Genomic DNA, 25,819 nt, shown 5'->3' on the forward strand with positions numbered 1-25,819 from the left:
TGCCATGAATGCACCGGCCGTTGCCATGACCGAACACGCCAACCGCAGAAGTGGCGGCCGCCTGGGACGGAAGGCGCTGCGAGGCGCTCCGGTCACGTCGTTCCCGACACTGGTGCGCGAGATCCCGGCCTATCAGATGGTCCCTGACGAGGCTGTGGAGTTGATCCACCAGGAATCGCTCTCGATCCTCGAAGAGGTGGGCTGCGAGTTCCGCGACGATGAGGCGATCGCCCTGTGGAAGGCCGCCGGAGCCGATGTCACCGAGACGCGCGTCCGTATCGACCGTGGGCTCTTGATGGAACTTGTCTCCAAGGTCCCATCGGAGTTTACCCTCAATGCCCGCAAGCCCGAGCGTACCGTGCGCGTCGGCGGCAAGAACTCCATCTTCGTGCCGATGTATGGCGCGCCCTATGTGCGCGACCTCGACAACAACAGGCGCTACGGTTCGCTCGCCGACCTCAACAATTTCCACAAGCTCGCCTATATGGCGCCGGCGCTGCATTCGTCGAGCTCGGTCATCTGCGAGCCGATGGAAATTGCGGTGCCGAAGCGTCACCTCCACATCATCCATTCGGCGCTGAAGCATTCCGACAAGCCGTTCATGGGCATCGTCACCTCGAAGGAACGCGCCGAGGACACGATGGCGATGGCGGGGATCGTATTCGGCGAGGAGTTCGTCCGCGACAATCCCGTCCTGGTATCGATCACCAATTGCAATTCGCCGCTGGTGTGGGACGCCACCATGCTGGACGCCATGAAGGTCTATGCGCGCCACAACCAGCCGCTGATCCTGGCGCCCTTCGCGCTGTGCGGCGCCTCGACCTCGGCCTCCGCGGTCGGTGCGGTCGCACAGGTCAATGCGGAAGCGCTGGCCGGCGTCGCATTTACGCAGCTCCTGCGTCCGGGTTCGCCGCAGATCTACGGACAGTTCATGGTCACGGTCGACATGAAGACCGGAGCTCCGATGGGCGGCACGCCGGAGGCGGCCCAGATGATGTACCTGATGGGCGCGCTGGCCAGGAAATACCGGCTGCCGTGGCGCACTTCCGGCTTCCATGTCGGCTCCAAGCTCAACGACGCCCAGGCCGGCTACGAGGCGAACATGCTGATGCATGCCGCCATCCTCGCCGGCGCCAACTACATCTGGCATTCCGCCGGATGGCTGGAGGCGGGGCTGACCTGCGGTTATTCGAAATTCGCGACCGACTGCGAGCAGCTCATCGGCTGGTATAAATATGCCGGCGGGCTGCCGTTCGACGACTTCAAGGAAGCGATGGCGGCGATCCGCGAAGTGGGGCCGCAGGGCCATTTCCTCGGCACCCAGCATACACTCGAACATTTCGAGTCCGCTTTCTTCATGCCCTCGATCATGGACTTCAATTCGTTCGAACAGTGGAAGGCCGAAGGGGCGAAGGACCACGACACCCGCGGCCGCGAAAAAGCGCGCAACATGCTCGCCGATTATGAAGAGCCGAAGCTCGATGAGGGTGTCGCCGAGGGTCTCGCGGATTTTATTGCCCGGCGCGAGGAAAAGCTGCCGGATAGCGTTAGTTGAGAGAGAACGGGCAAAGAACCGACGGAACCAATGGGAGAGCGAAATGACACTTTTCAGAAGCAATAGCGACCGGGTCCCCGCCGCCATAGACGCGATGGCTGAGGACGCGCGCGCGGGTCGCATGGACCGGCGCGAATTCCTGGCATTGGCCAGCGCCTTCGGCGCCACGACGGCTTTCGCCTATGGCATGATCGGCCTTGCCGCGCCGACAAAGGCCCTGGCGGAAGAGCCGAAAAAGGGTGGAACGCTGCATGTCGCAATGTCGGTCAAGGCGCAGAAGGACCCGCGCACCTATGACTGGACGGAAATGGCAAACGTCACCCGGACTTGGCTCGAGCCGCTTGTCCGTTATACGCGCCAGTTCACGTTCGAGCCGGTCCTGCTCGAAAGCTGGGACGTCAATGACGATGCCACCGAATACACGCTGCATCTGCGCAAGGGTGTGACCTGGAACAATGGCGATGCCTTCAACGCCGACGACGTGGTCGCCAATCTGAACCGCTGGTGCGAGAAGGGTGCTTCCGGCAATTCCATGGCGGCACGCGTCGGCGCGCTGATAGACACCAAGACCGGCAAGGCGAAGGATGGTGCCATCACCAAGGTCGACGACCATACGGTCAAGCTGAAACTCAATGAACCCGACATTGCGATCATACCGGGCTTAACCGACTATCCGGCGCTGGTCGTGCATCGCGATTTCGACAAGGATGGCGCCGACCCGACCACCAAGCCAATTGGTACCGGGGCCTTCGAATTGGTCTCCTACGCGGTCGGCCAAAAGGCGGTGGTAAAGCGCCGCGAAAACGGCAAATGGTGGGGTGGCGAAGCACCGCTCGACAGTGTCGAGTTCATCGACTACGGCACCGACTTCAATGCCACGCTGAATGCCTTCGAATCCGGCGAGATCGACCTCGATTTCGAAACGCCGGCCGACTTCATAGACGCCCTCGACAAGATGGATCTGGTGAAATCGGAGGTCGCGACAGCGACCACGCTGGTTGCCCGCACCAACGTGACTCACAAGCCCTATGACGATCAGCGGGTGCGCAATGCGCTGCAGATGGCCGTCGACAACGATGCCGTCATGCAGCTCGGCTACGCCGGACGCGGCACTGTCGGCGAGAATCACCATGTCGCCCCGATCCATCCCGAATACTATCCGCTGCCAAAGAAGACACGGGATGCGGCGGGCGCCAAGAAGCTGATGGCGGATGCCGGCCAGGCGGATTTCGAGCACGAGCTGATCACCGTCGAGGACGAATGGCAGAAGAACACCGGCGACGCGATCGCCGGCCAACTGCGCGACGCCGGCATCAAGGTGAAGCGTACGGTGCTCCCGGGCTCGACCTTCTGGAACGATTGGACGAAGTATCCCTATTCCATGACGATCTGGTACATGCGCCCGCTCGGCGTGCAGGTGCTGGCGCTCGGCTATCGCACCGGCGAGGCCTGGAATGAGACGGCCTATTCCAACCCGGACTTCGACGCCAAGCTCAAGCAGGCGCTGTCGCTGGCCGATCCTGCCCAGCGCAAGGAGGTGATGAAGGACGTCGAGCAGATCCTGCAGGATTCCGGCGTCATCATCCAACCGTTCTGGCAGAAGCTCTACTGCCATATGAACAAGAAGGTGAAGAACTACGGCATGCACCAGACCTACGAAATGGACTTCCAGAACGTCTGGCTGGACGCCTGATATAACTGCCGAGACATGCAAGAAAACGCTGCCGGCGCCTGTCAAAAAGGCGCCGGCGGCCCGTAAATCACTGACACGCAAATTCACGCAGGCAGAAAATGGCCGACGACGAGATCATCCTTTCCGAGCTTTCCGACGATGAGTTGGTGCAGCAGATGCACGACGATCTCTATGACGGGCTGAAGGAAGAGATCGAGGAAGGCACGCGGATCCTGCTCGAGCGCGGCTGGGTGCCCTACAAGGTGCTGACCGAGGCGCTGGTCGAAGGCATGCGCATCGTTGGCGAGGATTTTCGCGACGGCATCCTGTTCGTTCCCGAGGTGCTGTTGTCGGCCAATGCCATGAAGGCCGGCATGNGTCATCGACACGATGAAGGAAAAGGGCATCCGCGACGACTATGTCGTGCTGGTTGGCGGCGCGCCGCTCAACGAGGAATTCGGCAAGGCCGTCGGTGCCGACGCCTATTGCCGCGATGCCGCCGTGGCGGTCGAGACCGCCAAGGATTTCATGAAGCGCAAGCACAATGTGCGGGTCTGAGCACGGCAGTCGGGACAAGTTTGTGACCGAGAGCGCCGTCATGCAGGGGCCTGTCATGCAGTGGCTCCTCATGCACTGGCCCGCCATGCAGAGGAACGGCAAGATGGCAGGGATAGCTTGGCTCGAAGGGAGCTGAGATCGGCATGCGTATCGAAACGATCAAGGTCTATCAGGTGCATCTGCCGGTGAAAGGCGGTGCCTATCGGATGGCTAGCGGTACCGTTCAGGATCTGGACAGCACGCTCGTTGAAGTGACCACCGAGGACGGGCTGTCGGGCTGGGGCGAGACTTGCCCGGTCGGCCCTGTCTATCAGCCCCAACACGCCCTGGGCGCGAGAGCGGCAATTGCCGAAATAGCACCTGGCTTAGTCGGCGAGGACACGACGTCCATGCGCCGCCTCGCGAAAAGAATGGACGAGCGGCTGAACGGTCACAACTATGCCAAGGCGGCCTTGGACATAGCGCTCCTCGACCTCGCCGGCCAGCGGCTGGGCGTTCCGGTCTCGACACTTCTGGGCGGTGCGCTCACCGATCGTGTGCCGTCCTACTATTCGACGATTGTCGGCGCGCCGGACGAGACGGCGCGTATCGCCGCCGACAAGGTCAAGTCAGGGTACCCACGGCTTCAGATCAAGATAGGCGGGCGCGATCTCGAGCAGGACGTCGCCACGGTGCACAAAGTATGGGAGGCGGTCGGCTTCAAGGCCCGGATAGCCGTCGATGCCAATCGTGGCCTCACCGCCGCGGCGACGCTGCACATCGACCGGCTTTGTCAGGCGATCCCGTTTGTGTTCGAACAGCCTTGCAACACGATGGAGGAGGTCGCGAACCTCAAGGGACGCGTTACTCATCCAGTCTACCTCGATGAGAATACCGAGGATCTGAACGCCGTCCTGCGGGCAATTTCTTCGGGGATCGCGGACGGATTCGGGTTGAAAGTCACCCGCCTTGGCGGCCTCACCAAGATGGCCACCGTCCGCGATCTCTGTGCGATACGATCTCTTCCGCACAGCTGCGACGATGCCTGGGGCGGGGATGTCATCGCCGCGGCATGCGTGCACCTCGCCGCCACCGTCGAACCGAGAGGTTTCGAGGGCGCCTGGATCGCGCAGGAATACATCGAAGGGCATACCGACCCCGTAAACCCCGTCGTCATCGAAAACGGCCATATACGCGTCCCGCAGACGCCGGGGCTCGGTGTCAAGCCTGAGCGCTCCCGTCTCAACGCGCCTGTCGCGACTTTCGGAGGCTGAGGATCCCATGATGTATTGTCGGCAGTTGACCGCGGAAGTGCTTTTGCAAACTTCCAGGACGTCTGGCGGGGCGCCCTGGGCTGGCCGCCAGGGACTTCATGAGCCGCAAAAAAGCCGATATGCAGGATACGTGGTATTGATTGCCGCAAGCCATCAAACGCCGGAGATTCTGCATGAGACTGACAGTGCTCCTTGCCGCTCTTTCGACAGCCTTGCCCGCCGCGGCCTTACCCGCTGCAGCCTGGGCCGGTCCGGCGTCCGACGCCGTGAAATTCTTCTACGTTCCGGAGGTCAAGTTCGAGGCCGACGCGCAATACCGGGATCGCTTCACCGAGCCGGTGACGAAACTGTTCGATCTCAACGATCAGGCGACGAAGAAGAATCCGGACCAGGTCGCGTGCATCGATTTCGATCCGGGTCTCGACGCGCAGGATTTCGACCAGAAGTCCGTGGCCAAGACGCTGAAGCTGTCTGAGAAGCGCGATGGGGACAATGCCGAGGTCACAGCGTCATTCAGCCTGTTTTCGGAAGGTGATGATGCCAAACGCGAAATGGTCTGGTCGCTCAAGAAGATCGACGGCAAGTGGAAGATATCGGACATCGCCTCGAAGACCAGCGACTGGACGCTCAGTGCGTTGGAGTGCATGGCCGGCCAGACACCGGAGTGATGTGATGGACCGCCGCTTGTTCCTGGCACTGTCGACCATGTGCCTGATGGCGGTGGTTCAAGGCGGCGCTGCCGCACAAGGGCTGCTCGGCGCCCCGCCGGCAAACGCGCCGCCCGCAAACGCCCCGGAGGCCACCGCACCGGGCGACAGCGGGTCGCCGCCCGCAACCGAGCCCGGTGGGGCAGCGGAGCCGGCAACACCACCCGTTGCCTGGCCCCCAAGCGAACCGGCCGCGCCCATCCAGCCGGGATCGCCGACAGCGGTGGTGCGGCCGTTCTACGATCAGGTCAATCTGGAGGTCGATCCGTCACAGCGCAGCCATTTCATCGATCCGGCGAAAACCGTGCTCGACAAGAGCGATGCGCTGCGCAAATCCGGGCAGGGCGAATGCCTCGACCCCAACATGGCATTGGACAATGCCGACTACGACAAGGACCAGATCGACAAGAGCCTGAAGACGCTCGAGGCGATCAATGGCGACCAGGCCAAGGTCATCGTCGCCTTCGTCGTCGCCGGCAACCCGCATCGCCTTGAATGGAAATTCAAGAAGGTCGGCGGCGAATGGAAGATATCGGACCTGTTGTCGGTGACCGGCGAATGGGCGCTCAGCCAGTACCAGTGCGAATGATGGGCGGGCTAGCCGCGCCCGCGATAAGGCGCCACGCCGGTGTCCGGCAGCCAGGCGCCTTCGGGCGGCGCGCCGGTCTGCCAGAACACGTCGATCGGAATGCCGCCGCGCGGGAACCAGTAGCCGCCGATGCGCAGCCACAGCGGCTTGGTTGCCGCCACGATGCGACGGCCAATCATCACCGTGCAGTCTTCATGGAAGGCGCCGTGGTTGCGGAACGAGGTCATGAACAGCTTCAGCGACTTCGATTCCACCAGGGCTGCATCGGGTGCGTAGTCGATGACGATATGGGCGAAATCCGGCTGCCCGGTGACCGGGCACAGCGAAGTGAATTCCGGGCAGGTGAAGCGCACGATCGCCGGCGGTCCGTCCCCGCGTGTGTACGGCACGGTCTCCAGGACCGCTTGTTCGGGGCTCTGTGGCGTCTCGACGTGGGCGCCGAGCTGGGTGAGGGTTTTCGTATCGATCATGAGCAAAGCCTTCTTGGTTTGCGGCGCTCATTAGCATCGGATCGAAAAGTGCGCAGCGGTTTTCGGACGAATCCGACGCTTAAATAGGAAATGGAGCAGCTCATGCTGCTTCGACACAGTTTGAAAAGCAGGAAGACGATGACCAGCAACGACCCGCTTCTCCAGCCCTACCAGCTCAAGCATCTGACGCTGAAGAACCGGGTGATGTCGACCAGCCATGAGCCGGCCTATTCCGAGGACGGCATGCCGAAGCAGCGCTACCGGCTCTATCACGCCGAAAAGGCCAAGGGCGGCATGGCGCTGACCATGACCGCCGGTTCGGCCATCGTCTCGCGCGACAGTCCGGCAGCCTTCGGCAATCTGCATGTCTATGACGACCGCATCGTGCCGTGGCTCGCCGAGCTTGCTGACGCCTGCCACGAGCATGACTGCAAGGTGATGATCCAGATCACCCATCTCGGCCGCCGCACCGGCTGGAACAAGGCCGACTGGCTGCCGGTGCTTTCGGCTTCGCCGGTGCGCGAGCCGGCGCACCGCGCTTTCCCCAAGACCATCGAGGACTGGGACATCGAACGCATCGTCGCCGACTATGCGTCGGCCGCCCAGCGCTGCCAGGCGGCCGGCCTGGACGGTATCGAGTTCGAGTCCTACGGCCATCTGATGGACGGCTTCTGGTCGCCGGCCACCAATCATCGCGACGATGAGTATGGCGGCTCGCTCGACAACCGCTTGCGCTTCACCAACATGGTGCTCGATGCCGTGCGGGCGGCGGTCGGCGAGAAATTCGTCGTCGGCATCCGCATGGTCGCCGACGAGGATTTCGAGAAAGGCCTGTCGAAGGAGGAGGGCGTCGAGATCGCCAGGCGTCTGGCTGGCTCCGGCAAGGTCGATTTCCTCAACATCATCCGCGGTTCGATCGAAAGCGACGCGGCATTGACCAAAGTCATTCCGGTGACCGGCATGCGGTCTTCGCCGCATCTCGATTTCGCCGGCGAGGTGAGGGCGGCGACGAAATTCCCGACCTTCCATGCGGCGCGCATCTCCGATGTCGCCACCGCGCGCCATGCGATCGCGGCAGGCAAGCTCGACATGGTAGGCATGACCCGCGCCCATATCGCCGACCCGCACATCATCAAAAAGGTGATGGAAGGGCGCGAGCACGAGATCCGCCCCTGCGTCGGCGCCACCTATTGTCTCGACCGCATCTATGAGGGCGGCGAGGCGCTGTGCGTCCACAATGCGGCGACCGGCCGCGAGGCCGATATTCCGCACATCATCGTCAAGACCGAAGGGACGAAGAAAAAGGTCGTTGTCGTCGGCGCCGGCGCCGGCGGACTTGAGGCGGCGCGGGTGGCGGCCGAGCGCGGCCATCAGGTGACGGTGCTTGAAGCGTCGAGCCAGGCCGGCGGCCAGGTGCGTCTGGCGACCCAGAATCCGCGCCGCAAGGAATTGATCGGCATCATCGACTGGCGGCTGGCAGAGCTCGATCGGCTCGGCGTCGAGATCCGCTACGATACCTGGGCCGAGAAGGACGACGTCCTGGCGCTGGCGCCCGATGTGGTCATTGTCGCCACCGGCGGCTTGCCGCAGAACCCGCCGCTGGCGGCGGGCGACAATCTCGTCACCTCGAGCTGGGACATCATGGCCGGCAGTGTCAAGCCGGCCGAGAATGTCTTGCTCTATGACGACAATGGCGGCCATCAGGGCATGGGTGCGGCCGAACTGATCGCCAACAGCGGCGCACGGCTGGAACTGGTTTCGCCCGAGCGGTTTTTCGCGCCCGAAATGGGCGGCATGAACCATGTGCCGTACATGCGCTCGTTCCAGGAAAAGGGCGCCACCATCACCATCAACACGCGCCTGCGCTCGGTGCGGCGCGAGGGCAATCAACTGGTCGCCGAACTCGCTTCGGACTTTGCCGACGGCTGGCGCGGTGAACGGCGGGTCGACCAGGTGGTGGTCGAGCATGGCACCGCGCCGCTCGACGATCTCTACCTGGCCTTGAGACCGCTGTCGAAGAATGGCGGCGCGGTCGATTACGAACGCCTGGTCAGCGGCGGCGACATTTTTCCGGCACGCAACCACGAAGCCGGCTTCGTGCTGTTGCGCATCGGCGACGCGGTCGCCTCGCGCAACATCCATGCCGCCATCTATGACGGGATCAGGTTCGGTTTGCGGATCTGAAATCTCGTCGCGAAAATTGGTGGCGCGCGGCCGAACCGGCATACGAGAGCCCATGTATTCCGGCTCGATCCGCGCGCCCGCACGTCATCGGCTCGCTGCCAGACAACGCACGATGCTGTGAGGTTGCGGCGTGGCGGCGCTCAGAACATTCTGGCGGTGGCCATGCACAGCACTGTCAGCACCAGCAGGCCTCCGGCGATGCGCTCGCCTCTTGTCATCTTCGCGCGCAACCGGCTTTCCGTAGCCGCATCAGCGCCGGCAAGTTGCCTGCTGGCAGAGCCTACCAGCGCGCCCTGCACGCCGGCGGCGATCAGGGCCGTCACGATCCCCAATACCAGCACTTTCTCCATCGAGCCGAAAGCGCCCTCATGGAAGAAATACCAGAGCAGTATGCCGGTCAGGAAAACCAGGCCGGCAGCACCCATTTGCGGCCGGAAAAACCGTTCGGCGCGGATGTCCGGGTCACGGCCGACCGCGATGGTCGTGCCCGCCCAGAATACGCCTGCCATGACGTGAAGACTGATGACGACGATGTAGGCATACTGCATGCCATCTCTCCTCTCTCGCTTGCTGTCAGTGCAATGATTAGATATCGAACTGTTCGATGTCAATGTATAAAATGAACCAGTTCCATCCTTGGAAAACACCGTCTAGTGTCCGGCAATGACGCCCTTTGAACGCCCGCCGGTCGGCATGAATCTCGGCCGCACCGCCAAGCTTGTCGCCCAAGCCTTCGACGCTGCCTTGGTCGAAGCGGGCGGCACCTTGCCGGTCTGGCTCACGCTGCTGTCGGTCAAGTCGAGCAAGCTTGCCAATCAGCGCGAACTTGCCGGTATGATCGGCATCCAGGGCGCGACGCTGACCCATCATCTAAACGCGATGGAGGCACAGGGCCTGCTGACGCGTCGCCGCGATCCCGTCAACCGCCGGGTCCATCTGGTCGAATTGACGGAGGCTGGAGAAGCGATGTTCGAGACACTACGCAAGGCCGCGCTTGTTTTCGACAAGCGGCTGCGGGTGGGACTGTCCGACGAGCGGCTGGCGGAGTTCGCGCAGGTGCTGGCGGCGTTGCGGAACAATGTGGAGAGCTAGGAAAGTCTGCCCGTTGGCTTAGTCGTCACCCGTTCTCAGTCGTCATAGGTCGGGATCGTTCCAAAGGCATTGGCGCAGCTCCAGCGCGGCGATCAGCTCGGTTAGCTTCGTCTTGCCGTCGAAGCGGTCCTGAAACATCTCGTCATGCATCAACAGGATCAGCTTGCCGGGTCTGGCAAAATGACCATAGCCGAACAGGTGATCGATCTCGCTGACCAGATGGCTCGCCTGCAACACGTCGAGGATGTTGCCGGTGCCGCTGAGCGGACCTTCGTCGAAGATGAGATAGATGGTGCGATCCGCCCCATGAGCCGGCAACACGGACATCAACACGGCCGCGAGGACAAACCAAAACGATGTCATAGGTCGCGGCATCCGTTTGCGTCGCGACAGGCCGCCAGTTTCATGGCTGATTGTCAAAGGCGGACCGCGCGGGTGCCTACGCCAGGCTGCCTTGCAGCACCGTCAGCTTTGCCTTCTTCGGCATGCGGGCGGTCAGCCACTCGAGCGCCTTGTCCTGCGGCATCGGGAAGGCGATGGAATAGCCTTGCACCTGATCGCAGCCGATCGCCATCAGCGAGTCGAGTTCGGCTTCGGTTTCGGCGCCTTCGGCGACGATCGAGATGCCGAGGCCGCGGGCAAGCTCGGTGATGGCGCGCACGATCTTGGAGTTGTCGCCGTTCTCGTGGATGTTCTGGACGAAGCGGCGGTCGATCTTGAGCCGGTCGATCTCGTTCGGATTGACGTGGCTCAGCGAAGCATAGCCGGTGCCGAAATCATCGAGTTCCAGATGGACGCCGGCCGCCCTGATGTGACGCAGCTTTGCCGCGATGCCTGTCTTCTCATCGTCCAGAATGACGGATTCGACGATTTCCAGCGACAGTTTCTGCGGCGGCAATCCGGCCTTTTCCAGCGTCCCGAACAGGAACGCATCGAAATCATGCTCGCGCAACTCGGTGCCCGAAACATTGACGGCTAGCCGCCCGAAGGCAATCCCGGCGCGGTTCCATTCAGCGGCTTCGTTGATCGCCTTGCTGATCACGATGCGGCCGATCTCCGGCATGAAACCGCATTTCTCCGCAACCGGAATAAATTCGCCGGGCGAGATCATGCCGCGTTCGGCATGGTTCCAGCGCACCAGCGCTTCGATGCCGCTGATCGTGCCGGTGGTCAGCGAAACCTGCGGCTGGAAATAGACCTGGAACGCCTTTTCGGAGATGGCGACCTTGATGTCGTGTTCGAGTTGCTTGCGATAGTCGAGTTCGCGGCGCAGCTCCTCCGAGAAGAACGAGAAGTTGCCGCCTCCCATCTTCTTGGCCGAATAGAGCGCCAGATCGGCGTGAACCAAAAGATCCTGCGCGTTGTCGGCGTCTATCGGATACACGGCGATGCCAGCGCTGGCGCCGGGAAGAATGGTCGTGCCCTGGAAAACGATCGGCTCGTTGATGTGCGCCAGGATGCGCCGTGCCAGCATGTTGATGTCTTCGGTGCTGCCGGCGCCGTTGAGGATCATCACGAATTCGTCGCCACCGAGCCGCGCGCACAGATCCGACGCCCGGCAGGAATCGCGCATGCGCTGTGCCGTGATGACCAGGACATAGTCGCCGGCGGCATGGCCCAGCGTATCGTTGATTTGCTTGAAACGGTCGAGATCGAGCTGGACCACGGCCAGGCGCTCGCGTCGCCGATGCGCGCCCTTGATCAGCGTCTCGAAATGGTCGGTCAGGAAGGTTCGGTTATGCAGGCCGGTCAGGCCGTCATGAACCGCGATGAAGGCCATCGAATTGCGCGCGTCGACTAGTTCGCGGGTCTTGCGAAGGATCGCGTTGGACATCGGCCTGAAGATGAACAGCGCTACCAGCAGGATGACGCCGAGCGTGGCGTAGAACAGCGTGCGGTGGAGGGAGAGCAGCTTTTCGGAGCGCCCGTCAGCCTCGGCGGTGATCCGCTGGCCGAGCGCGGCATAGCCCGACAAGGTGGCGTTAGCGACCGACATGTCGAGGTTGACGCGTTCGGCGCTGCCTTTGTAGCCGCCATTGTCGAGATTGTTGAGTTGCGATTCAAGCGCCGAGATCAGACGGTCGCCATTGGCGATCAGCCCAACCGAGAAATAGTCGAGATGGAAGGGTTTGGCGAAGAGCACGCTCTCGATCGACTTCGGATCGAGCTTGGCCGGTGATTCCGGGTTTGCCCCCGTCTGCTCGAGCAGCAGATCGTAGTTGGTCTCGAACTCCACCGTCGCCTGCTTGAGCGCGCTGACCAGCGCCGGCTGCTTATCGCGCGAGGCGGCACCCGTTGCATTGGCAAGGAAAACGATGCGCTGCGACAAGGTTTTTTGCGTGCCGACGATATCGAGCAGGGTATGGTTGTGCTGGTGCGTGGCCATCGTCTGCTGCAGCAGCACGAAGGAGGCTGCCACCATGGCGGCGATGATCAACAGCGCTAGCCAATAGCCGGCCTTGATCAGCAGTATGAGCTTGCCTGAAACGGTTTGCACCGGCTGCTGCGACATTTTCGGGGGCGGCCCTCTCGCCAACGGATTCCTGTGCGAGCATTATTGAACCGGAAACGTTAACAGGACCGGAAATCGACAGCCGGCCGACAAGGGGGAAACGCGGAAAGATCGGGGGAAACGCGGAAAGATCGCGGAATGGTTATCGGCTCCTTTCGCCTTCAATCCGCATTTGAACGTTCGCCAGCCGTTGTGATCCCCTGGGGCGTGCTTGGACGACGCCATGACGCTTTATTTGATGCTGGCCACCACCGGCCCGGTCGCTTTTGCGATGGATTTTTTGCGCGGACAGGACAACAGTCGACCCACGTCAAACAGGGCCTGATCATGACCGCAGCATTTCTCTCCCATATCGACAGTGAGCTTGCAGGGCTCAAATCAGCCGGTCTCTACAAGTCGGAACGGGTGATTTCCTCGATGCAGTCGGCGCAGATCGAGGTCGGCGGTGAGAAAGTGCTTAACTTTTGCGCCAACAACTATCTCGGCCTTGCCGACAGCGCCGAACTGCGCGACGCGGCCAGCCAGGCGCTCGACCGTTATGGCTACGGCATGGCGTCGGTGCGCTTCATCTGCGGCACGCAGGAAGAGCACAAAGAGCTCGAGGCGACGATTTCATCCTTTCTCGGCCTGGAGGACACCATCCTCTACGGCTCGTGCTTCGACGCCAATGGCGGTCTATTCGAGACGCTGCTGGGCGAGGAAGACGCGATCATCTCGGATGCGCTGAACCACGCCTCGATCATCGATGGGGTCAGGCTGTCGAAGGCCAAGCGCTTCCGCTACGCCAACAACGACATGGCCGATCTCGAAGCGCGGCTTAAAGAAGCGAAGGATTGCCGCTTCCGGCTGATCGCCACCGACGGCGTCTTTTCGATGGACGGCATCATCGCCAATCTCAGGGGTGTCTGCGATCTCGCCGACAAATACGATGCCATGGTCATGGTCGACGACAGCCATGCCGTCGGCTTCGTCGGCCACAATGGCCGTGGTTCGCCCGAACATTGCGGTGTCGAGGGCAGGGTCGACATCATCACCGGGACGCTGGGCAAGGCGCTCGGCGGCGCGTCGGGCGGCTACACCTCGGGCAAAAGCCAGGTGGTCGATTGGCTGCGCCAGCGCTCGCGGCCCTATCTCTTCTCCAACACGCTGATGCCGGCGATCGCCGGCGCTTCGATCAAGGTGTTCGACCTGATCCGCAATGGCGACGCCTTGCGCCAGCGCCTCTATGCCAATGCGGCGCGGTTCAGGTCTGAGATGGGCAAGCTCGGCTTCACCTTGGCCGGAGCCGACCATCCGATCATTCCGGTGATGCTGGGCGATGCGAGCCTGGCGCAGGAGATGGCGGCGCGCATGCTGAAACGCGGCATCTATGTCATCGGCTTTTCCTTCCCGGTGGTGCCGAAAGGCCAGGCGCGCATCCGCACCCAGATGTCGGCGGCGCATTCCACTGCCGACATCGATCGTGCGGTCGAGGCATTCGGCGCGGTCGGCAGGGAGCTGGGCGTGATTTCCTGAGCGCCGGCGCCGGGAAGCGATTGCGGATCAAGAGATTCAAGGGACAAAAGAATGTCGAACATGATGAAGGCGCTGGTGAAGGCCAAGGCCGAGCCGGGCATCTGGATGGAAGAGGTGCCGGTGCCGGAGATCGGCCCCAACGACGTGCTGATCAAGATCAGGAAAACCGCGATCTGCGGCACCGACGTCCACATCTACAATTGGGACCAGTGGGCGCAGAAGACGGTGCCCGTGCCGATGGTCACCGGCCATGAATTCGTCGGCACCGTCGCCGATTTCGGCGCTGCGGTCACCGAATACAAGGTTGGCCAGCGCGTGTCGGGCGAAGGCCATATCGTCTGCGGCCATTGCCGCAACTGCCGTGCGGGCAGGGGCCATCTGTGCCGCAACACGCTCGGCGTCGGCGTCAACCGTCCAGGCGCCTTCGGCGAGTATCTGGCGATCCCGCAGCATAATGTGGTGCCGATCCCCGACGATGTGCCCGACGAGGTCGCCGCGATATTCGATCCCCTGGGCAATGCGGTGCACACCGCTCTGTCTTTCGACCTCGTCGGTGAAGATGTGCTGGTCACCGGCGCCGGGCCGATCGGCATCATGGGCGCGCTCGTCGCCCAATGCGTCGGCGCGCGCAAGGTGGTGATCACCGACATCAATCCGGTGCGGCTGGCGCTGGCCAAAAAGCTCGGGGTCCAGCATGTCGTCGATGCGTCGAAGGAAAAGCTGCGCGAGGTCATGCCGGCGCTCGGCATGACCGAGGGTTTTGACGTCGGCCTCGAAATGTCGGGCGCCGCGCCCGCCTTCCGCGACATGATCGACACCATGAACAATGGCGGCAAGATCGCCATCCTGGGCATCGCGCCAACCGGCTTCGAGATCGACTGGAACAAGGTCATCTTCAAGATGCTGCATCTCAAGGGCATTTACGGCCGCGAGATGTTCGAGACCTGGTACAAGATGATCGCCCTGGTGCAAGGTCCGCTCGACGTCTCCGGCCTGATCACCCACCGCATCGGCATCTACGATTTTCAGGCTGGGTTCGATGCAATGCGCAGCGGCAGTTCCGGCAAGGTGGTGATGGACTGGTGAGGCTGCTGTGAAGGCACTGTGCCGGAGACGTTAGCGGGACAGCACCCCCCTCTGGCCTGCCGGCCATCTCCCCCGCAAGGGGGGAGATTGGCAGTTTCTACGCTGCGCTCATTTCTCTCCCGTTGGTGATTGGCGAAAGCCGGGATGACGTTCGATCTCCCCCCTTGCGGGGGAGATGTCCGGCAGGACAGAGGGGGGTGCTGCCCCGCGGCCTATCAGTCCTCGGTTTTGCCACTTACTTTCCCCCCAACGCTCTCTCCAGCGCCGCCACCCCACTGACAATCGCCGTGCGTTCGCTGGCGCTCAGCCTCGCCAGCAACTCCCTCTCGAACGCCTTCGCCAAAGGCACCATCTCGCGATAGGCGGCCAGCCCCGCTCTGGTCAGTGTCAGATGTTCGACACGGCGGTCATTCCCATCAGGCGTGCGCGTCAGCCAGCGCCGCCGTTCGAGTTCGGCGACGGCGCGCGACACCTTGGTCTTGTGCATGGCCGATTGCTCGCCAAGTTCGGTCGCGGTCATTGTGCCGTGCTGGCCGAGCCCGGAAAGCGTCCGCCACTCCGGCCGCGTCAGTCCATGGCTGTCCTTGTATACCCCTGAGAATTCGCGGCTCACGGCATCGGCCAGGCGATAGAGCCGATAGGGCAGGAAGCTTTCCAGTTCCAGGATTTCCATGGCCTAACATCCCGACGTGATGGATTGATAGTTACATTTTCAATGGTTACAAATGAAACCAGTTTGGTCAATTGAGATCCATTCCGGGAGGAAGCGATGGCCTTTTCCTACATGCCGGGTTTCGGCAACGATTTTGAGACCGAAACCTTGCCGGGTTCGCTGCCGCAGGGCCGCAACTCTCCGCAGCGGCCGGCCTACGGCCTTTACGCCGAACAGCTTTCCGGCTCGCCCTTCACCGCGCCACGCGGCACCAACGAGCGCTCCTGGCTCTATCGCATCAGGCCGAGCGTCAAGCACACCGGCCGCTTCAAGGCGTCCAACTATCCCTTGTGGAAGAGCGCGCCGAATGTCGGCGACCATGAACTGGCGCTCGGCCAGTATCGCTGGAATCCGGTGCCGATGCCGAAGGAGCCGACCGACTTTGTCCAGGGCATGCGCAGCATCACCACCGCCGGTGACGTGCTCCGGCAGACCGGCATGGCGGCCCATGTCTATGTCGCCAACACCTCGATGGTCGACGACCATTTCTTCAACGCCGACGGTGAGTTGCTGGTCGTGCCGCAGGTCGGCGCCCTGCGCTTCGTTACCGAGATGGGTGTCATCGAACTTCGGCCCGGCGAGATCGCTGTGCTGCCGCGCGGCCTCGTCTTCAAGGTCGAACTCGTCGATGAGGAAGTGCGCGGCTATGTCTGCGAGAATTACGGCGCCAAGCTGACGCTGCCCGACCGTGGCCCGATCGGCGCCAATTGCCTGGCCAACCCGCGCGATTTCAAGACGCCTTGCGCCTGGTTCGAAGAGAAGGAAACGCCTTGCCGGCTGACGGTGAAATGGTGCGGCAATTTCCACGTCACCGAGATCGGCCATTCGCCGCTCGACGTTGTCGCCTGGCACGGCAACTACGCGCCCTACAAATATGATCTGGCAACCTTTTCACCGGTCGGCGCCCTCCTGTTCGATCATCCCGATCCGTCGATCTTCACCGTGCTCACCGCGCCCAGCGGCGAGGAGGGCACCGCCAACATCGATTTCGTCATCTTCCCGCCGCGTTGGCTGGTGGCGGAAGATACGTTTCGGCCACCCTGGTATCACCGCAACATCATGAGCGAGTTCATGGGGCTGATCCACGGCCAGTACGATGCCAAGGAAGAAGGCTTTGTCCCCGGCGGCATCAGCTTGCACAATCTGATGCTGGCCCATGGCCCGGATGCGCCTGGCTTCGAAAAGGCTTCGCGCGCGGAGCTCAAACCGGTCAAGCTCGACAACACCATGGCGTTCATGTTCGAGACCCGCTTTCCGCAGATGCTGACCCGCTACGGCGCCGAACTGGAAACACGGCAGGACAATTACATCGACTGCTGGGCCGACCTGAAGAAGCGCTTCAACGGCACACCGGAGGGCGACTGGTCTTGAGCGGCAAGCCAATGCCGGATCGGTTGGTGCTGCTGGGCTCGAAAGGCGGCCCGGCGCTGCGGCCGGGCGGACCGTGGCCGAGTTCGTCGCTGCTTGAGATCGGCGGGCGGACCATCGTCGTCGACTGCGGGCTTGGCGTCACGCGCGGTCTGGTCGATGCCGGCCTCAGCCTGAAGGCGCTCGACCTGATCTTCATCACGCATTTGCATTCCGACCATGTGCTGGAACTAGGGCCGCTGATCCACACCGCCTGGACAGCGGGGCTGGCGGGCCCGATCACCATATTCGGCCCGCCCGGCACCGGCCACTACTGGCGGCGCTTTTGCCAGGCGATGGAATTCGACATCGAAATCCGCATCGCCGACGAGGGCCGGCCGGACATCCGCGAACTGGTGTCGATTGACGAATTCGGCGAAGGCGACGTGCTCCGGCAACGCGGTCTGAAGGTTTCGGCGCTGCGCGTCGACCACCCGCCGGTGACCGACTGCTTTGCCCTGCGCCTCGATCATGGCGGGAAAAGCGTGGTGTTCTCCGCCGACACGGCCTTCTTTCCGCCGCTCGCCGATTTCGCCGATGGGGCTGACATCCTCGTCCACGAAGCCATGCTGGAAGAGGGCAACGAGCGGCTGGTGGCCCGAACCGGCAACGGCGCGCGGCTCAGGGAACATCTCCTCGCCAGCCACAGCTTTGCCGAGGAGGCCGGGCGCATCGCCAGCGATGCCGGCGTGAAGCGGCTGGTGCTCAACCATCTCATCCCGGCCGATGATGCCGAAATCGGCGATGCCGACTGGGTTGCCGCTGTCAGGAAAACATGGGCCGGCGACTTGACGATCGCCCGCGACGGCCTTGTTGTGGAATTAGCATGATCCCGAACCGAAGGACCGCGTCAGCGAAAAGTGGGAACCGGTTTTCGGAAAAGATCATGCGCAAAATGAACAACCAAAGCGGCGCCAAAGCCGCATCAGGAGAGGAAACCGCATGAAGCTTGCCACATTGAAGGACGAGACGCGTGACGGAAAACTCGTCGTCGTCTCGCGCGACCTGACGCAGTACACCGACGCCTCGTTCCTGGCGCGTACGCTTCAAGCGGCACTCGACGATTGGCGCAGGATCTCGCCGCATCTCTCGACAATTGCGGAATCGCTGGAGAATAACGCGGTGCCGTCGGCGCGCTTTCACGAGCATGATGCACACTCGCCGCTGCCGCGCGCCTATCAATGGGCCGACGGATCGGCCTATGTGAACCATGTCGAACTGGTGCGGAAGGCGCGCGGCGTCGAAATGCCGGCGAGCTTCTGGACCGATCCGCTGATCTACCAGGGCGGCTCGGACTCTTTCATCGCACCGCGCGATCCGATCCGCATGGCTGACGAGGCCTTCGGCATCGACATGGAGGCGGAGGTCGCCGTTATCGTCGACGACGTGCCGATGGGCGCCAGCCTCGACGAAGCGCGCGCAGCGATCCGGCTGGTCATGCTGGTCAACGATGTGACGCTGCGCGCACTGACCGGGCCGGAATTGGCCAAGGGTTTCGGCTTCTTCCAGTCGAAGCCGTCTTCGGCCTTTTCGCCGGTCGCGGTGACACCCGATGAGTTAGGTGACGCCTGGGAAGGCGGCAAGGTCAGCCTGCCGCTGCTCGCCGATCTCAACGGCAAACCGTTCGGCCGCGCCAATGCCGGTGTCGACATGACCTTCGATTTTCCGACGCTGATCGCCCATGCCGCCAGGACACGGCCGCTGGTGGCCGGCACCATCATCGGCTCCGGCACCGTCTCCAACAAGCTCGATGGCGGGCCGGGCAAGCCGGTGTCGGCGGGCGGCGCCGGCTATTCCTGCATCGCCGAACTGCGCATGATCGAGACCATTGTGTCGGGTGAGCCCAAGACGCCATTCCTGCGCTTCGGCGACACGGTGCGCATCGAGATGAAGGACAGAGCCGGCCATTCGATCTTCGGCGCGATCGAGCAGAAGGTAGAGAAATACGAGCGCTAGCGGGAGGCAATGGGATGTCGGGGGAGGCGTTTTATCTGCTGGCTGGAATCTGGGCACTTGCCATGCTGGCGGTGTTCATCCTGGCCATCCGGCTGAGCTATCGCATCGAGGCGCGCTCGCCTGACCTGACCAACCGCAGCGGCTTTCCCCGCAAGGCGATGATGTTCCAGACCATCACCAATATGAACATCGCTCGCGACGTGGAGACGCAAGCCATGCGGCGGCGCATGAACCGGCTGCTGCTGATCGTTCTCGCCGGATTTGCGGTCATGTGGTCAGGTCTCTATCTGGTTCGCTCTGCAGGATGAAATCATGACCCTGCTTGACCATCTGCGCCGCATGGCTGGCAACAATCTCTGGTCGAACGACCGGCTCTACCGAGCCGTGCTCGCGCTCGAGCCCGGCGAATTCGAAGCCGAGCGCACCAGCTTCTTTCCCTCGATCAAGGCGACGCTCAACCATATCCTTGCGGTCGATCTTCTCTATCTCGATTTTCTCGAGGAGGGCGGCATCGGCGCCGCTGCCCATGATGATCTCGTGCCCTTCGACGAGCCCAGGGCGCTGTTCGCCGCCCAGCTTGTGGCCGACCGGCGGCTGATCGCTTTCTGCGATGCCCTTTTGGAGGCCGATCTCGACCGCCGCATCATCACCGACCGACGCGAGGACGGCATGATCCCCGAGCGCATCGGCGACATCCTTGCTCACGTCTTCCTGCATGACATCCATCATCGTGGCCAGGTGCACGCGATGCTGTCCGGCACCTCGGTCGCGCCGCCGCAGCTCGACGAATTCCTGCTCGATTACGATTTGAAGCTGAGGAAAACGGAGGTTGAGCGACTGGGCCTGGATGATCAGACCAACGCGACGTCGTAGCTTGAAAATTGCCGGTCCGCGGTGACCAAGGTCAGGCCTTCAATTTGAGCCTGTGCAACGAGCAGGCGATCGAAGGGATCGCGGTGATGAAGCGGCAGATGCTCAAGTCTCGCCGCGTGCAGTTCGTTTATGCCGAGGATCGGAATCCCGTTTGATCGCAGAATTTCCACGACGTCGCCTGTGAGCGTGACTTTGCCGATCGATTTCTTGATCGCGATCTCCGCTACCGAGACGGCGCTGATGATCACTTCCCTGCCTGCGAGAAAGATGTCGCGATGATGGTCCGAAAGACGTGAATCCGCGTTGAGCACCCAAAGCAGAATATGGGTATCGACCAGATATTTGCCGCTCATTTAATGTACTCGTCCCATTCGGGACCGAGTTCGTCAAAATCATCCGATATCCAGACTTTGCCTTTCAAGGCTCCAAGCAAGCGCTGGCTGCCGCCGGGCCGGGCGGGAGCGCTCAAGGTAGCGACAATTTCCCCATGCCGGGTCAGATGGATTTCTTCGCCAGCCTGGGCACGCTTCACCAACTCGGAGAGCTGGGCCTTCGCTTTCGCCATGGGAACGTTCATCGTCAGACTCCTATGACCATAATTTAGGTCATAATCGATTGAGCCGCAAGAACTCCGGTGTCGCGTCGCTCTACTCCGCCGCCTGCACCTTGATCACGCCGCGCTTGATCTGGTCCTGTTCGATCGATTCGAACAGCGCGCGGAAATTGCCTTCGCCAAAGCCTTCGTCGCCCTTGCGTTGGATGAACTCGAAGAAGATCGGGCCGATCACGGTCTTCGAGAAGATCTGCAAGAGAATCTTGGTCATGCCGCCGTCGACCACGCCTTCGCCGTCGATCAGGATACCGTGCTTCTTCATCCGCTCGATCGGCTCGTCATGGCCGTTCACGCGGTCATACGACATGTCGTAGTAGGTCTCGGGCGGGCCGGGCATGAATTTCAGCCCGTTGTCGGCGAGCTTGTCGGTGGCGGCGTATATTTCGTCGGTGCCGACCGCGATGTGCTGGATGCCTTCGCCATTGTACTTCTTCAGGTACTCGGCGATCTGGCTGGTCTCGTCCTTGGATTCGTTGAGCGGAATGCGGATCTTGCCGCAGGGCGAGGTGATGGCGCGGCTGACCAGGCCGGTGATCTTGCCGTCGATGTCGAAGAAGTGGATCTGCTTGAAGCCGAACAGATTGCGATAGAAATCCCACCATTTGTCCATCTGGCCGCGATAGACATTGTGGGTCAGGTGGTCGAGGTAATAGAAGCCGACGCCTTGCGGCCGCGGATCGCGCGCGCCGAGCCACTCGAACTCGGCGTCATAGGCCGAACTCTTCTTGCCATAGTTGTCGATGAAATAGAGCAGCGAGCCGCCGATGCCGACGATCGCCGGCACGTCGAGCGCCTTGTCGTCGCCTTGGTAGGGCGTGGCGCCCTTGGCAACGGCGTGATCGAAAGCGTGCTTGGCATCCACCACGCGCCAGGCCATCGAAGCCGCGCAGGGACCATGCTTGTCGACGAACTTCATCGCGTGCGAGCCCGGCTCGGCATTGACGACATAGTTGATGTCGCCCTGGCGCCAGACGGTGATGTCTTTCGTGCGATGCCTGGCCACCGCCACATAACCCATGCGGGTGAACAGTTCGGCCAGTTTCCGCGGCTCCGGATGCGCGAACTCGACGAACTCGAAGCCATCGGTGCCGGCGGGGTTGTCCTTGCTGATTTTGGCGGGCGGCGCGTCGTGCGGGAAAGGACCCATGATATTCCTCCGGAAGCTGCTGGGCCTGAAAGGCCATCTGGCGCCATCATAGCGCGGAGCCGGTGCATGGTGCTTGCATTCAAACGCTTGAAATGATCATCTCATGCGTGAACTGTGCATGTCGTGGGGGAAAACCATGGATGGGACGCGCATTGATCATTTTGACCGCAAGATAATGGCACTGTTGCAGGGCGATGCGCGGCTCACCAACAACGATCTCTCGGAGCGTGTGAACTTGTCGGCGTCGCAATGCTCGCGCCGCCGCCAGCGGCTGGAGGAAGACGGCTATATCAAGGGCTATCGGGCCGTACTCGACCGCGACAAGCTCGGTTTCTCGCTGGTCAACGTCATCTCGGTGACCTTGGCCACCCACAACCGCGACAATGCACGGCGCTTCGGCGAACTGCTGGCACGGCTCCCGGAAGTGCAGGAGGCGCACGCGCTGACTGGCGAGATGGATTACATCCTCAAAGTAGTGACGCCCGATCTCAAATCACTATCGGAGTTCGTCAACGGCGTGCTCCTGCCGCACGAATCCGTCCAGCATGTGAAGACGGCGATCGTATTGGAAACGCTGAAGGAAACGGGCGCGCTGCCGATTTAAGCTTTCGACTGCTGGATCAGCCCGTAAAGATTGGTGCAGCGCGCACCGGAACGGCAATAAGCGAAGACGGGGCCTTCGAGCTCGTCCAGCGCCTCGGCCTGATCCTCGACATTCTCGGCGGTGATCTGGCCGCTGATGACTGGAATGTAGCGGAAGGCGAGACCGGCGGCTTCCACCGCCGCCTTCACCGTGTCGGCCGAAGGCTGGCCGGGCTGCTCGTCATCGGGGCGGTTGCAGATCACGCTCTTGAAGCCGGCTTCCTTGATGGCGGCGGCGTCTTCGGGCTGGATCTGGCCCGAGACCGAATAGTCTTCACTGATCTCGCGGTATTCCATGGCAGCATCCTCGCAATCTGGTCTGGAGGCAGTCTTGCCACTGCCCCGCATGCGCGGCAATCCGCATCGAGAGAATTCTCTGCCAAATAGACATTGTGCGCGGAAAAATCCAACCGGGCCAATGCGACCCGATTGGATAGCGCTGGTTTGCCTCAGCTGCCGAGGATCGCGCCTTTGATCTGGCGGATGTTGTTGTGCATCATGTCGATATAGGTCGAGGCCGGGCCGTCGGGCTGCGACAGCGCGTCCGAATAGAGGGTGCCGCCCACCTTGATGCCGGTTTCATCGGCGATCTGCTCGATCAGGCGCGGATTGGTGATGTTCTCGACGAAGATCGCGGCTGCCTTGTCCTGCTTTACCTGCGTGACCAGCTTGGCGACGTCGGCTGCTGACGGTTCGGAATCGGTCGAGATGCCTTGCGGGGCGAGGAAAGTCAGGCCGTATGCGTGCTCGAAATAGCCGAAGGCATCGTGCGAGGTGATGACGACGCGCTTCGCCTCCGGGATCGACTGGATCGCCGCCTTCACTTCGCCTTCCAGCGCATCTAGCTTCTTGGTGTAGGTCGCGGCATTGGTCTGGTAGGAGACGCAACCATCGCTATCGGCCGCGCAGAAGGCCTCGGCGATGTTCTTCACATAGATCCTGGCATTGGCGATCGACTGGAAGGCGTGCGGATCGGTGACCGTCTTGCCGCCGCCGGTGCCGGCGCCTTCAGCGGCGTCCGCGTCGGCGAATTCAGGCTTGAAATCGATCGGCGTGACCCCCTCGGTCAAGGTGATGATCGAGGCCTTGGTCGCGCTGGCATCGACCAGCCGTTGCAGGAAGCCTTCGAAATGCAGGCCGTTGACCAGCACGATATCGGCCTTGGCCATGGCCACAGCATCGGCCGGGCTCGGTTCGTAGACATGGGCGTCGCCATCAGGCCCGACGATGGTGGTGACATCGATGAGGTCGCCGCCGACATTTTTGGCGAAATCGGCGATGACCGTGAAGCTGGCGACCACCCTCAGCGGTGCCGCGAAAGCCGATGATGCGCCAAAGGCGGTTAATGTTATAACGCTCATCACCAGGGCGGCACGGAGTGATTTCAGCATGGTCAAGTCTCCTTTGGGGGGCGGGGATCAGGCCGTTCTGTGACGGTGGTGGATGATGCGGGCGCGCAGGATGCCGCGCGTGCCGAACAGGATCGAGGCGAAATAGACGACGCCGGACGACAGGATGATGGCCGGGCCGGATGGCAGCGAGGCGTGATAGGACAACAGCAGCCCTGCGATGCAGGAGGCAAAGCCGATCAGCACCGCCAGCACGCACATCGGCTCGACGCGCACGGTCCAGAAGCGGGCGGCAGCGGCCGGCAGCATCATCAGCCCGACCGACAGAAGCGTGCCGAGCGCCTGGAAGCCGCCCACCAGATTGAGCACGACGAGGCCGAGGAAGATGAAGTGCACCGGACTGCCCATGCGGCTGACCGAGCGCAGGAACAGCGGATCGAGGCATTCGGCGACCAAAGCCCGCCAGAAAATGGCGAGGCTGACCAGCGTAACCACGACAATGCCGCCGATCAGTGTCAGCGCCTCATTGTTGAGCGCCAGCACGGTGCCGAACAACACATGCATGAGATCGACGCTGGAGCCGCGGATCGACACCATCAGCACGCCGATGGCGAGCGAAATCAAATAGAAGGCCGCCATCGAGGCGTCCTCGCGCTGGATGGTGAAGCGCGAGACCGCACCGGCGCCGAGCGCGACGATGACGCCGGCAATCAGGCCGCCAATCGTCATCGGCAGGATTTCCAGCCCATAAAACAGGAAGCCCGCGGCCGCACCCGGCAGGATGGCATGCGCCATGGCATCGCCGGACAGGCTCATGCGCCGCAGCATCAGGAAGACGCCGACTGGGCAGGCGCCGAGCGATAGCATCAGCGAGCCGACCAGCGCCCGCTGCATGAAGGCGAAATCGGCGAAGGGCGCGATCAAGAGACCATAGAGCATGTCCATCAGGCAGCCCTCGGTCCGGCGCCGTGGTGATGGTCGTGATCGTGGCTATGATGGTCGTGATCGTGCCCATGGGCGTGCTCGTCCGGCTCGCACCAGGGAGCGTTTTCCTCCCAGGCTTCGTGGAAACGGCGTGCGCGCAGAAGATTTTCCGGCTTCAACGTTTCCCTGGTTTCGCCCCAGGCGATGGGCTGGCGGGCCAAAAGCAGCGTTTCGGGGAAATTCTGGCGCACCAGGTCGAGGTCATGGACGACGACCATGATGGTGCGTTCCTCGCCATGCCAACGCTTGATCAGCGCGATCAGGTCGCCAACCGTCTTGGCATCGACGGCGTTGAACGGCTCGTCGAGGAGGATCAGATCGGCGTCCTGCAGCAGCACGCGGGCAAACAGCGTGCGCTGCAACTGTCCGCCCGAAAGCGTGTCGATCGGCCGCTTCTCGAAACCGCCGAGGCCGACCGCCATCAGCGCCTGGCTGACGGATTCGCGATCTTCCTTGATGTAGCGGCCGAGCAGGCCGCGTTTCGGCCACAGGCCCAGCGAGACCAGATCGACGACCCGGGCCGGAAAGGAACGGTCGAGTTCCGATTGCTGGGGAAGATAGGCGGCGCGCAAGCCAGGCGCCCGGATCACGCTGCCGGCCATCGGCTTGAGAACCCCGACAATACCCTTCATCAGCGTCGATTTACCCGAACCGTTGGCGCCGACCACGGCCGTCAGCGAACCCTTGCGGATCGTGCCGTCGAGGTGATGGATCGCGGGATGGCTGTTGTAGCCCAGCGTCAGGTCACGGAATGTCAGGCAGGTCTGGGTCATATCATTCCGTGGGCAGGTCACATCCGGCTGCATGCAGAGGCCGGTTGGATATGTGATGTTATTACATTAGTCAACAAGCCAATCCGGCGGAATTGCGGCCGGCGGCTCAACTTGCCGTGAATCCTGTCCCTGGCTGGTCCAAGGGGATTCGGGCCGGCGGCCTTGCCCGA

General features: G+C 62.2%; 27 protein-coding genes and 1 pseudogene. 16 read left to right on the forward strand and 12 right to left on the reverse strand.

What is annotated here, in order from left to right; genetic code table 11:
- Positions 1-4 precede the first annotated feature (4 nt).
- From X743_RS151505 to X743_RS151485, 6 genes and pseudogenes are all read left to right on the forward strand, one after another.
- A complete protein-coding gene (locus tag X743_RS151505; RefSeq protein ID WP_023766522.1) occupies positions 5-1,555 on the forward strand; it encodes a trimethylamine methyltransferase family protein in 1,551 nt (516 codons plus the stop codon).
- A gap of 43 nt (positions 1,556-1,598) precedes the next feature.
- Positions 1,599-3,248 carry an ABC transporter substrate-binding protein gene (locus tag X743_RS151500; RefSeq protein WP_023766523.1) on the forward strand — a complete coding sequence of 550 codons (1,650 nt, stop codon included), beginning with the start codon at positions 1,599-1,601 and terminating at the stop codon, positions 3,246-3,248.
- 98 nt (positions 3,249-3,346) lie between these two features.
- Positions 3,347-3,785: pseudogene (locus X743_RS01000000169040) on the forward strand (B12-binding domain-containing protein).
- 143 nt (positions 3,786-3,928) lie between these two features.
- Positions 3,929-5,038, forward strand: a complete 1,110-nt coding sequence (locus X743_RS151495) for a mandelate racemase/muconate lactonizing enzyme family protein (RefSeq protein ID WP_023766527.1) — start codon at positions 3,929-3,931, stop codon at positions 5,036-5,038.
- 173 nt (positions 5,039-5,211) lie between these two features.
- Positions 5,212-5,706 carry a DUF3828 domain-containing protein gene (locus X743_RS151490; protein WP_023766528.1) on the forward strand — a complete coding sequence of 165 codons (495 nt, stop codon included), beginning with the start codon at positions 5,212-5,214 and terminating at the stop codon, positions 5,704-5,706.
- Positions 5,707-5,710: 4 nt separating this feature from the next.
- Entirely contained in the window at positions 5,711-6,334 is a 624-nt protein-coding gene (locus X743_RS151485) for a hypothetical protein (RefSeq protein WP_023766529.1), read from the forward strand.
- A gap of 8 nt (positions 6,335-6,342) precedes the next feature.
- Here the strand turns inward: X743_RS151485 and queF are convergent, their stop codons facing one another.
- Positions 6,343-6,804, reverse strand: coding sequence for a preQ(1) synthase (queF, locus tag X743_RS151480; protein ID WP_013896095.1), 462 nt, complete (start codon positions 6,802-6,804; stop codon positions 6,343-6,345).
- Positions 6,805-6,942: 138 nt separating this feature from the next.
- Here queF and X743_RS151475 point away from each other — a divergent pair, with 138 nt between their 5' ends.
- Positions 6,943-8,988, forward strand: coding sequence for an NADH:flavin oxidoreductase (locus X743_RS151475; protein ID WP_023766530.1), 2,046 nt, complete (start codon positions 6,943-6,945; stop codon positions 8,986-8,988).
- 140 nt (positions 8,989-9,128) lie between these two features.
- Here X743_RS151475 and X743_RS151470 read toward each other — a convergent pair whose 3' ends face one another.
- On the reverse strand, positions 9,129-9,536 hold the full coding sequence (locus tag X743_RS151470; RefSeq protein ID WP_023766531.1) for a hypothetical protein: 408 nt from the start codon (positions 9,534-9,536) through the stop codon (positions 9,129-9,131).
- A 115-nt stretch (positions 9,537-9,651) separates the two neighbouring features.
- Between X743_RS151470 and X743_RS151465 the strand changes: the two genes are divergently transcribed.
- Positions 9,652-10,080, forward strand: coding sequence for a MarR family winged helix-turn-helix transcriptional regulator (locus X743_RS151465; RefSeq protein WP_023766532.1), 429 nt, complete (start codon positions 9,652-9,654; stop codon positions 10,078-10,080).
- A 42-nt stretch (positions 10,081-10,122) separates the two neighbouring features.
- Here the strand turns inward: X743_RS151465 and X743_RS151460 are convergent, their stop codons facing one another.
- Positions 10,123-10,407, reverse strand: coding sequence for a hypothetical protein (locus X743_RS151460; RefSeq protein WP_023766533.1), 285 nt, complete (start codon positions 10,405-10,407; stop codon positions 10,123-10,125).
- 112 nt (positions 10,408-10,519) lie between these two features.
- Complete coding sequence (locus tag X743_RS151455; protein ID WP_023766534.1) at positions 10,520-12,592, reverse strand: EAL domain-containing protein; 2,073 nt, start codon at positions 12,590-12,592, stop codon at positions 10,520-10,522.
- Positions 12,593-12,919: 327 nt separating this feature from the next.
- Here X743_RS151455 and X743_RS151450 point away from each other — a divergent pair, with 327 nt between their 5' ends.
- The gene (locus tag X743_RS151450) at positions 12,920-14,107 is read left to right on the forward strand and encodes a glycine C-acetyltransferase (protein ID WP_023766535.1); all 1,188 of its coding nucleotides are present in this window, start codon (positions 12,920-12,922) and stop codon (positions 14,105-14,107) included.
- Between the two features lie 51 nt (positions 14,108-14,158).
- Positions 14,159-15,193, forward strand: coding sequence for an L-threonine 3-dehydrogenase (gene tdh / locus X743_RS151445; RefSeq protein ID WP_023766536.1), 1,035 nt, complete (start codon positions 14,159-14,161; stop codon positions 15,191-15,193).
- Positions 15,194-15,428: 235 nt separating this feature from the next.
- Here tdh and X743_RS151440 read toward each other — a convergent pair whose 3' ends face one another.
- On the reverse strand, positions 15,429-15,866 hold the full coding sequence (locus X743_RS151440; RefSeq protein WP_023766537.1) for a MarR family transcriptional regulator: 438 nt from the start codon (positions 15,864-15,866) through the stop codon (positions 15,429-15,431).
- Between the two features lie 96 nt (positions 15,867-15,962).
- Between X743_RS151440 and hmgA the strand changes: the two genes are divergently transcribed.
- From hmgA to X743_RS151415, 5 genes are all read left to right on the forward strand, one after another.
- Positions 15,963-17,276 (forward strand): homogentisate 1,2-dioxygenase, encoded by a 1,314-nt coding sequence (gene hmgA / locus X743_RS151435; RefSeq protein ID WP_023766538.1) that lies wholly within the window; start codon positions 15,963-15,965, stop codon positions 17,274-17,276.
- An 11-nt stretch (positions 17,277-17,287) separates the two neighbouring features.
- A complete protein-coding gene (locus tag X743_RS151430; protein ID WP_023766539.1) occupies positions 17,288-18,142 on the forward strand; it encodes an MBL fold metallo-hydrolase in 855 nt (284 codons plus the stop codon).
- Between the two features lie 112 nt (positions 18,143-18,254).
- A complete protein-coding gene (locus tag X743_RS151425; protein WP_023766540.1) occupies positions 18,255-19,268 on the forward strand; it encodes a fumarylacetoacetate hydrolase family protein in 1,014 nt (337 codons plus the stop codon).
- 14 nt (positions 19,269-19,282) lie between these two features.
- A complete protein-coding gene (locus tag X743_RS151420; protein WP_023766541.1) occupies positions 19,283-19,576 on the forward strand; it encodes a hypothetical protein in 294 nt (97 codons plus the stop codon).
- Positions 19,577-19,580: 4 nt separating this feature from the next.
- Positions 19,581-20,141, forward strand: coding sequence for a DinB family protein (locus X743_RS151415; RefSeq protein ID WP_023766542.1), 561 nt, complete (start codon positions 19,581-19,583; stop codon positions 20,139-20,141).
- Here X743_RS151415 and X743_RS151410 read toward each other — a convergent pair.
- The 3 genes from X743_RS151410 to hppD form a co-directional block, all read right to left on the reverse strand.
- Entirely contained in the window at positions 20,120-20,494 is a 375-nt protein-coding gene (locus X743_RS151410) for a type II toxin-antitoxin system VapC family toxin (RefSeq protein WP_023766543.1), read from the reverse strand. The genes X743_RS151415 and X743_RS151410 overlap by 22 nt on opposite strands.
- The gene (locus X743_RS151405) at positions 20,491-20,718 is read right to left on the reverse strand and encodes a type II toxin-antitoxin system prevent-host-death family antitoxin (protein WP_013896078.1); all 228 of its coding nucleotides are present in this window, start codon (positions 20,716-20,718) and stop codon (positions 20,491-20,493) included. Before X743_RS151405 ends, X743_RS151410 begins: the two co-directional genes overlap by 4 nt.
- 70 nt (positions 20,719-20,788) lie before the next feature.
- Positions 20,789-21,901, reverse strand: coding sequence for a 4-hydroxyphenylpyruvate dioxygenase (gene hppD / locus X743_RS151400; protein WP_023766544.1), 1,113 nt, complete (start codon positions 21,899-21,901; stop codon positions 20,789-20,791).
- A gap of 136 nt (positions 21,902-22,037) precedes the next feature.
- On the opposite strand from hppD, the gene X743_RS151395 reads away from it, so the two are divergent.
- Positions 22,038-22,505, forward strand: a complete 468-nt coding sequence (locus X743_RS151395; RefSeq protein ID WP_023766545.1) for an Lrp/AsnC family transcriptional regulator — start codon at positions 22,038-22,040, stop codon at positions 22,503-22,505.
- Here X743_RS151395 and X743_RS151390 read toward each other — a convergent pair.
- The 4 genes from X743_RS151390 to aztA all read right to left on the reverse strand — a co-directional run bounded on the left by X743_RS151390 (position 22,502) and on the right by aztA (position 25,649).
- Positions 22,502-22,840 (reverse strand): TIGR01244 family sulfur transferase, encoded by a 339-nt coding sequence (locus X743_RS151390; protein ID WP_023766546.1) that lies wholly within the window; start codon positions 22,838-22,840, stop codon positions 22,502-22,504. The genes X743_RS151395 and X743_RS151390 overlap by 4 nt on opposite strands.
- 152 nt (positions 22,841-22,992) lie before the next feature.
- Positions 22,993-23,934: a zinc ABC transporter substrate-binding protein AztC gene (gene aztC / locus X743_RS151385; RefSeq protein WP_023766547.1), complete on the reverse strand. Its 942-nt coding sequence runs from the start codon at positions 23,932-23,934 to the stop codon at positions 22,993-22,995.
- A gap of 27 nt (positions 23,935-23,961) precedes the next feature.
- Complete coding sequence (gene aztB / locus X743_RS151380) at positions 23,962-24,837, reverse strand: zinc ABC transporter permease AztB (protein WP_031257859.1); 876 nt, start codon at positions 24,835-24,837, stop codon at positions 23,962-23,964.
- Entirely contained in the window at positions 24,837-25,649 is an 813-nt protein-coding gene (gene aztA / locus X743_RS151375) for a zinc ABC transporter ATP-binding protein AztA (protein ID WP_023766549.1), read from the reverse strand. The genes aztB and aztA overlap by 1 nt, the downstream gene beginning before the upstream one ends.
- Positions 25,650-25,819 lie beyond the last annotated feature (170 nt).

The sequence above is a fragment of the Mesorhizobium sp. LNHC232B00 genome (assembly GCF_000502435.1).
GTDB classification, from domain to species: Bacteria; Pseudomonadota; Alphaproteobacteria; order Rhizobiales; family Rhizobiaceae; genus Mesorhizobium; species Mesorhizobium opportunistum.

Coding starts and splice junctions, on each gene's coding strand:
- queF (WP_013896095.1), bottom strand. CDS start 6,804: ATGATCGATACGAAAACCCTCACCCAGCTCGGCGCCCACGTCGAGACG.
- X743_RS151465 (WP_023766532.1), top strand. CDS start 9,652: ATGACGCCCTTTGAACGCCCGCCGGTCGGCATGAATCTCGGCCGCACC.
- hppD (WP_023766544.1), bottom strand. CDS start 21,901: ATGGGTCCTTTCCCGCACGACGCGCCGCCCGCCAAAATCAGCAAGGAC.
- hmgA (WP_023766538.1), top strand. CDS start 15,963: ATGGCCTTTTCCTACATGCCGGGTTTCGGCAACGATTTTGAGACCGAA.
- X743_RS151410 (WP_023766543.1), bottom strand. CDS start 20,494: ATGAGCGGCAAATATCTGGTCGATACCCATATTCTGCTTTGGGTGCTC.
- X743_RS151420 (WP_023766541.1), top strand. CDS start 19,283: ATGTCGGGGGAGGCGTTTTATCTGCTGGCTGGAATCTGGGCACTTGCC.
- X743_RS151450 (WP_023766535.1), top strand. CDS start 12,920: ATGACCGCAGCATTTCTCTCCCATATCGACAGTGAGCTTGCAGGGCTC.
- X743_RS151470 (WP_023766531.1), bottom strand. CDS start 9,536: ATGCAGTATGCCTACATCGTCGTCATCAGTCTTCACGTCATGGCAGGC.
- X743_RS151495 (WP_023766527.1), top strand. CDS start 3,929: ATGCGTATCGAAACGATCAAGGTCTATCAGGTGCATCTGCCGGTGAAA.
- X743_RS151505 (WP_023766522.1), top strand. CDS start 5: ATGAATGCACCGGCCGTTGCCATGACCGAACACGCCAACCGCAGAAGT.
- X743_RS151485 (WP_023766529.1), top strand. CDS start 5,711: ATGGACCGCCGCTTGTTCCTGGCACTGTCGACCATGTGCCTGATGGCG.
- aztC (WP_023766547.1), bottom strand. CDS start 23,934: ATGCTGAAATCACTCCGTGCCGCCCTGGTGATGAGCGTTATAACATTA.
- X743_RS151395 (WP_023766545.1), top strand. CDS start 22,038: ATGGATGGGACGCGCATTGATCATTTTGACCGCAAGATAATGGCACTG.
- X743_RS151415 (WP_023766542.1), top strand. CDS start 19,581: ATGACCCTGCTTGACCATCTGCGCCGCATGGCTGGCAACAATCTCTGG.
- tdh (WP_023766536.1), top strand. CDS start 14,159: ATGTCGAACATGATGAAGGCGCTGGTGAAGGCCAAGGCCGAGCCGGGC.
- X743_RS151440 (WP_023766537.1), bottom strand. CDS start 15,866: ATGGAAATCCTGGAACTGGAAAGCTTCCTGCCCTATCGGCTCTATCGC.
- X743_RS151500 (WP_023766523.1), top strand. CDS start 1,599: ATGACACTTTTCAGAAGCAATAGCGACCGGGTCCCCGCCGCCATAGAC.
- X743_RS151460 (WP_023766533.1), bottom strand. CDS start 10,407: ATGTCCGTGTTGCCGGCTCATGGGGCGGATCGCACCATCTATCTCATC.
- X743_RS151390 (WP_023766546.1), bottom strand. CDS start 22,840: ATGGAATACCGCGAGATCAGTGAAGACTATTCGGTCTCGGGCCAGATC.
- aztB (WP_031257859.1), bottom strand. CDS start 24,837: ATGGACATGCTCTATGGTCTCTTGATCGCGCCCTTCGCCGATTTCGCC.
- X743_RS151430 (WP_023766539.1), top strand. CDS start 17,288: ATGCCGGATCGGTTGGTGCTGCTGGGCTCGAAAGGCGGCCCGGCGCTG.
- X743_RS151490 (WP_023766528.1), top strand. CDS start 5,212: ATGAGACTGACAGTGCTCCTTGCCGCTCTTTCGACAGCCTTGCCCGCC.
- X743_RS151455 (WP_023766534.1), bottom strand. CDS start 12,592: ATGTCGCAGCAGCCGGTGCAAACCGTTTCAGGCAAGCTCATACTGCTG.
- aztA (WP_023766549.1), bottom strand. CDS start 25,649: ATGACCCAGACCTGCCTGACATTCCGTGACCTGACGCTGGGCTACAAC.
- X743_RS151475 (WP_023766530.1), top strand. CDS start 6,943: ATGACCAGCAACGACCCGCTTCTCCAGCCCTACCAGCTCAAGCATCTG.
- X743_RS151425 (WP_023766540.1), top strand. CDS start 18,255: ATGAAGCTTGCCACATTGAAGGACGAGACGCGTGACGGAAAACTCGTC.
- X743_RS151405 (WP_013896078.1), bottom strand. CDS start 20,718: ATGAACGTTCCCATGGCGAAAGCGAAGGCCCAGCTCTCCGAGTTGGTG.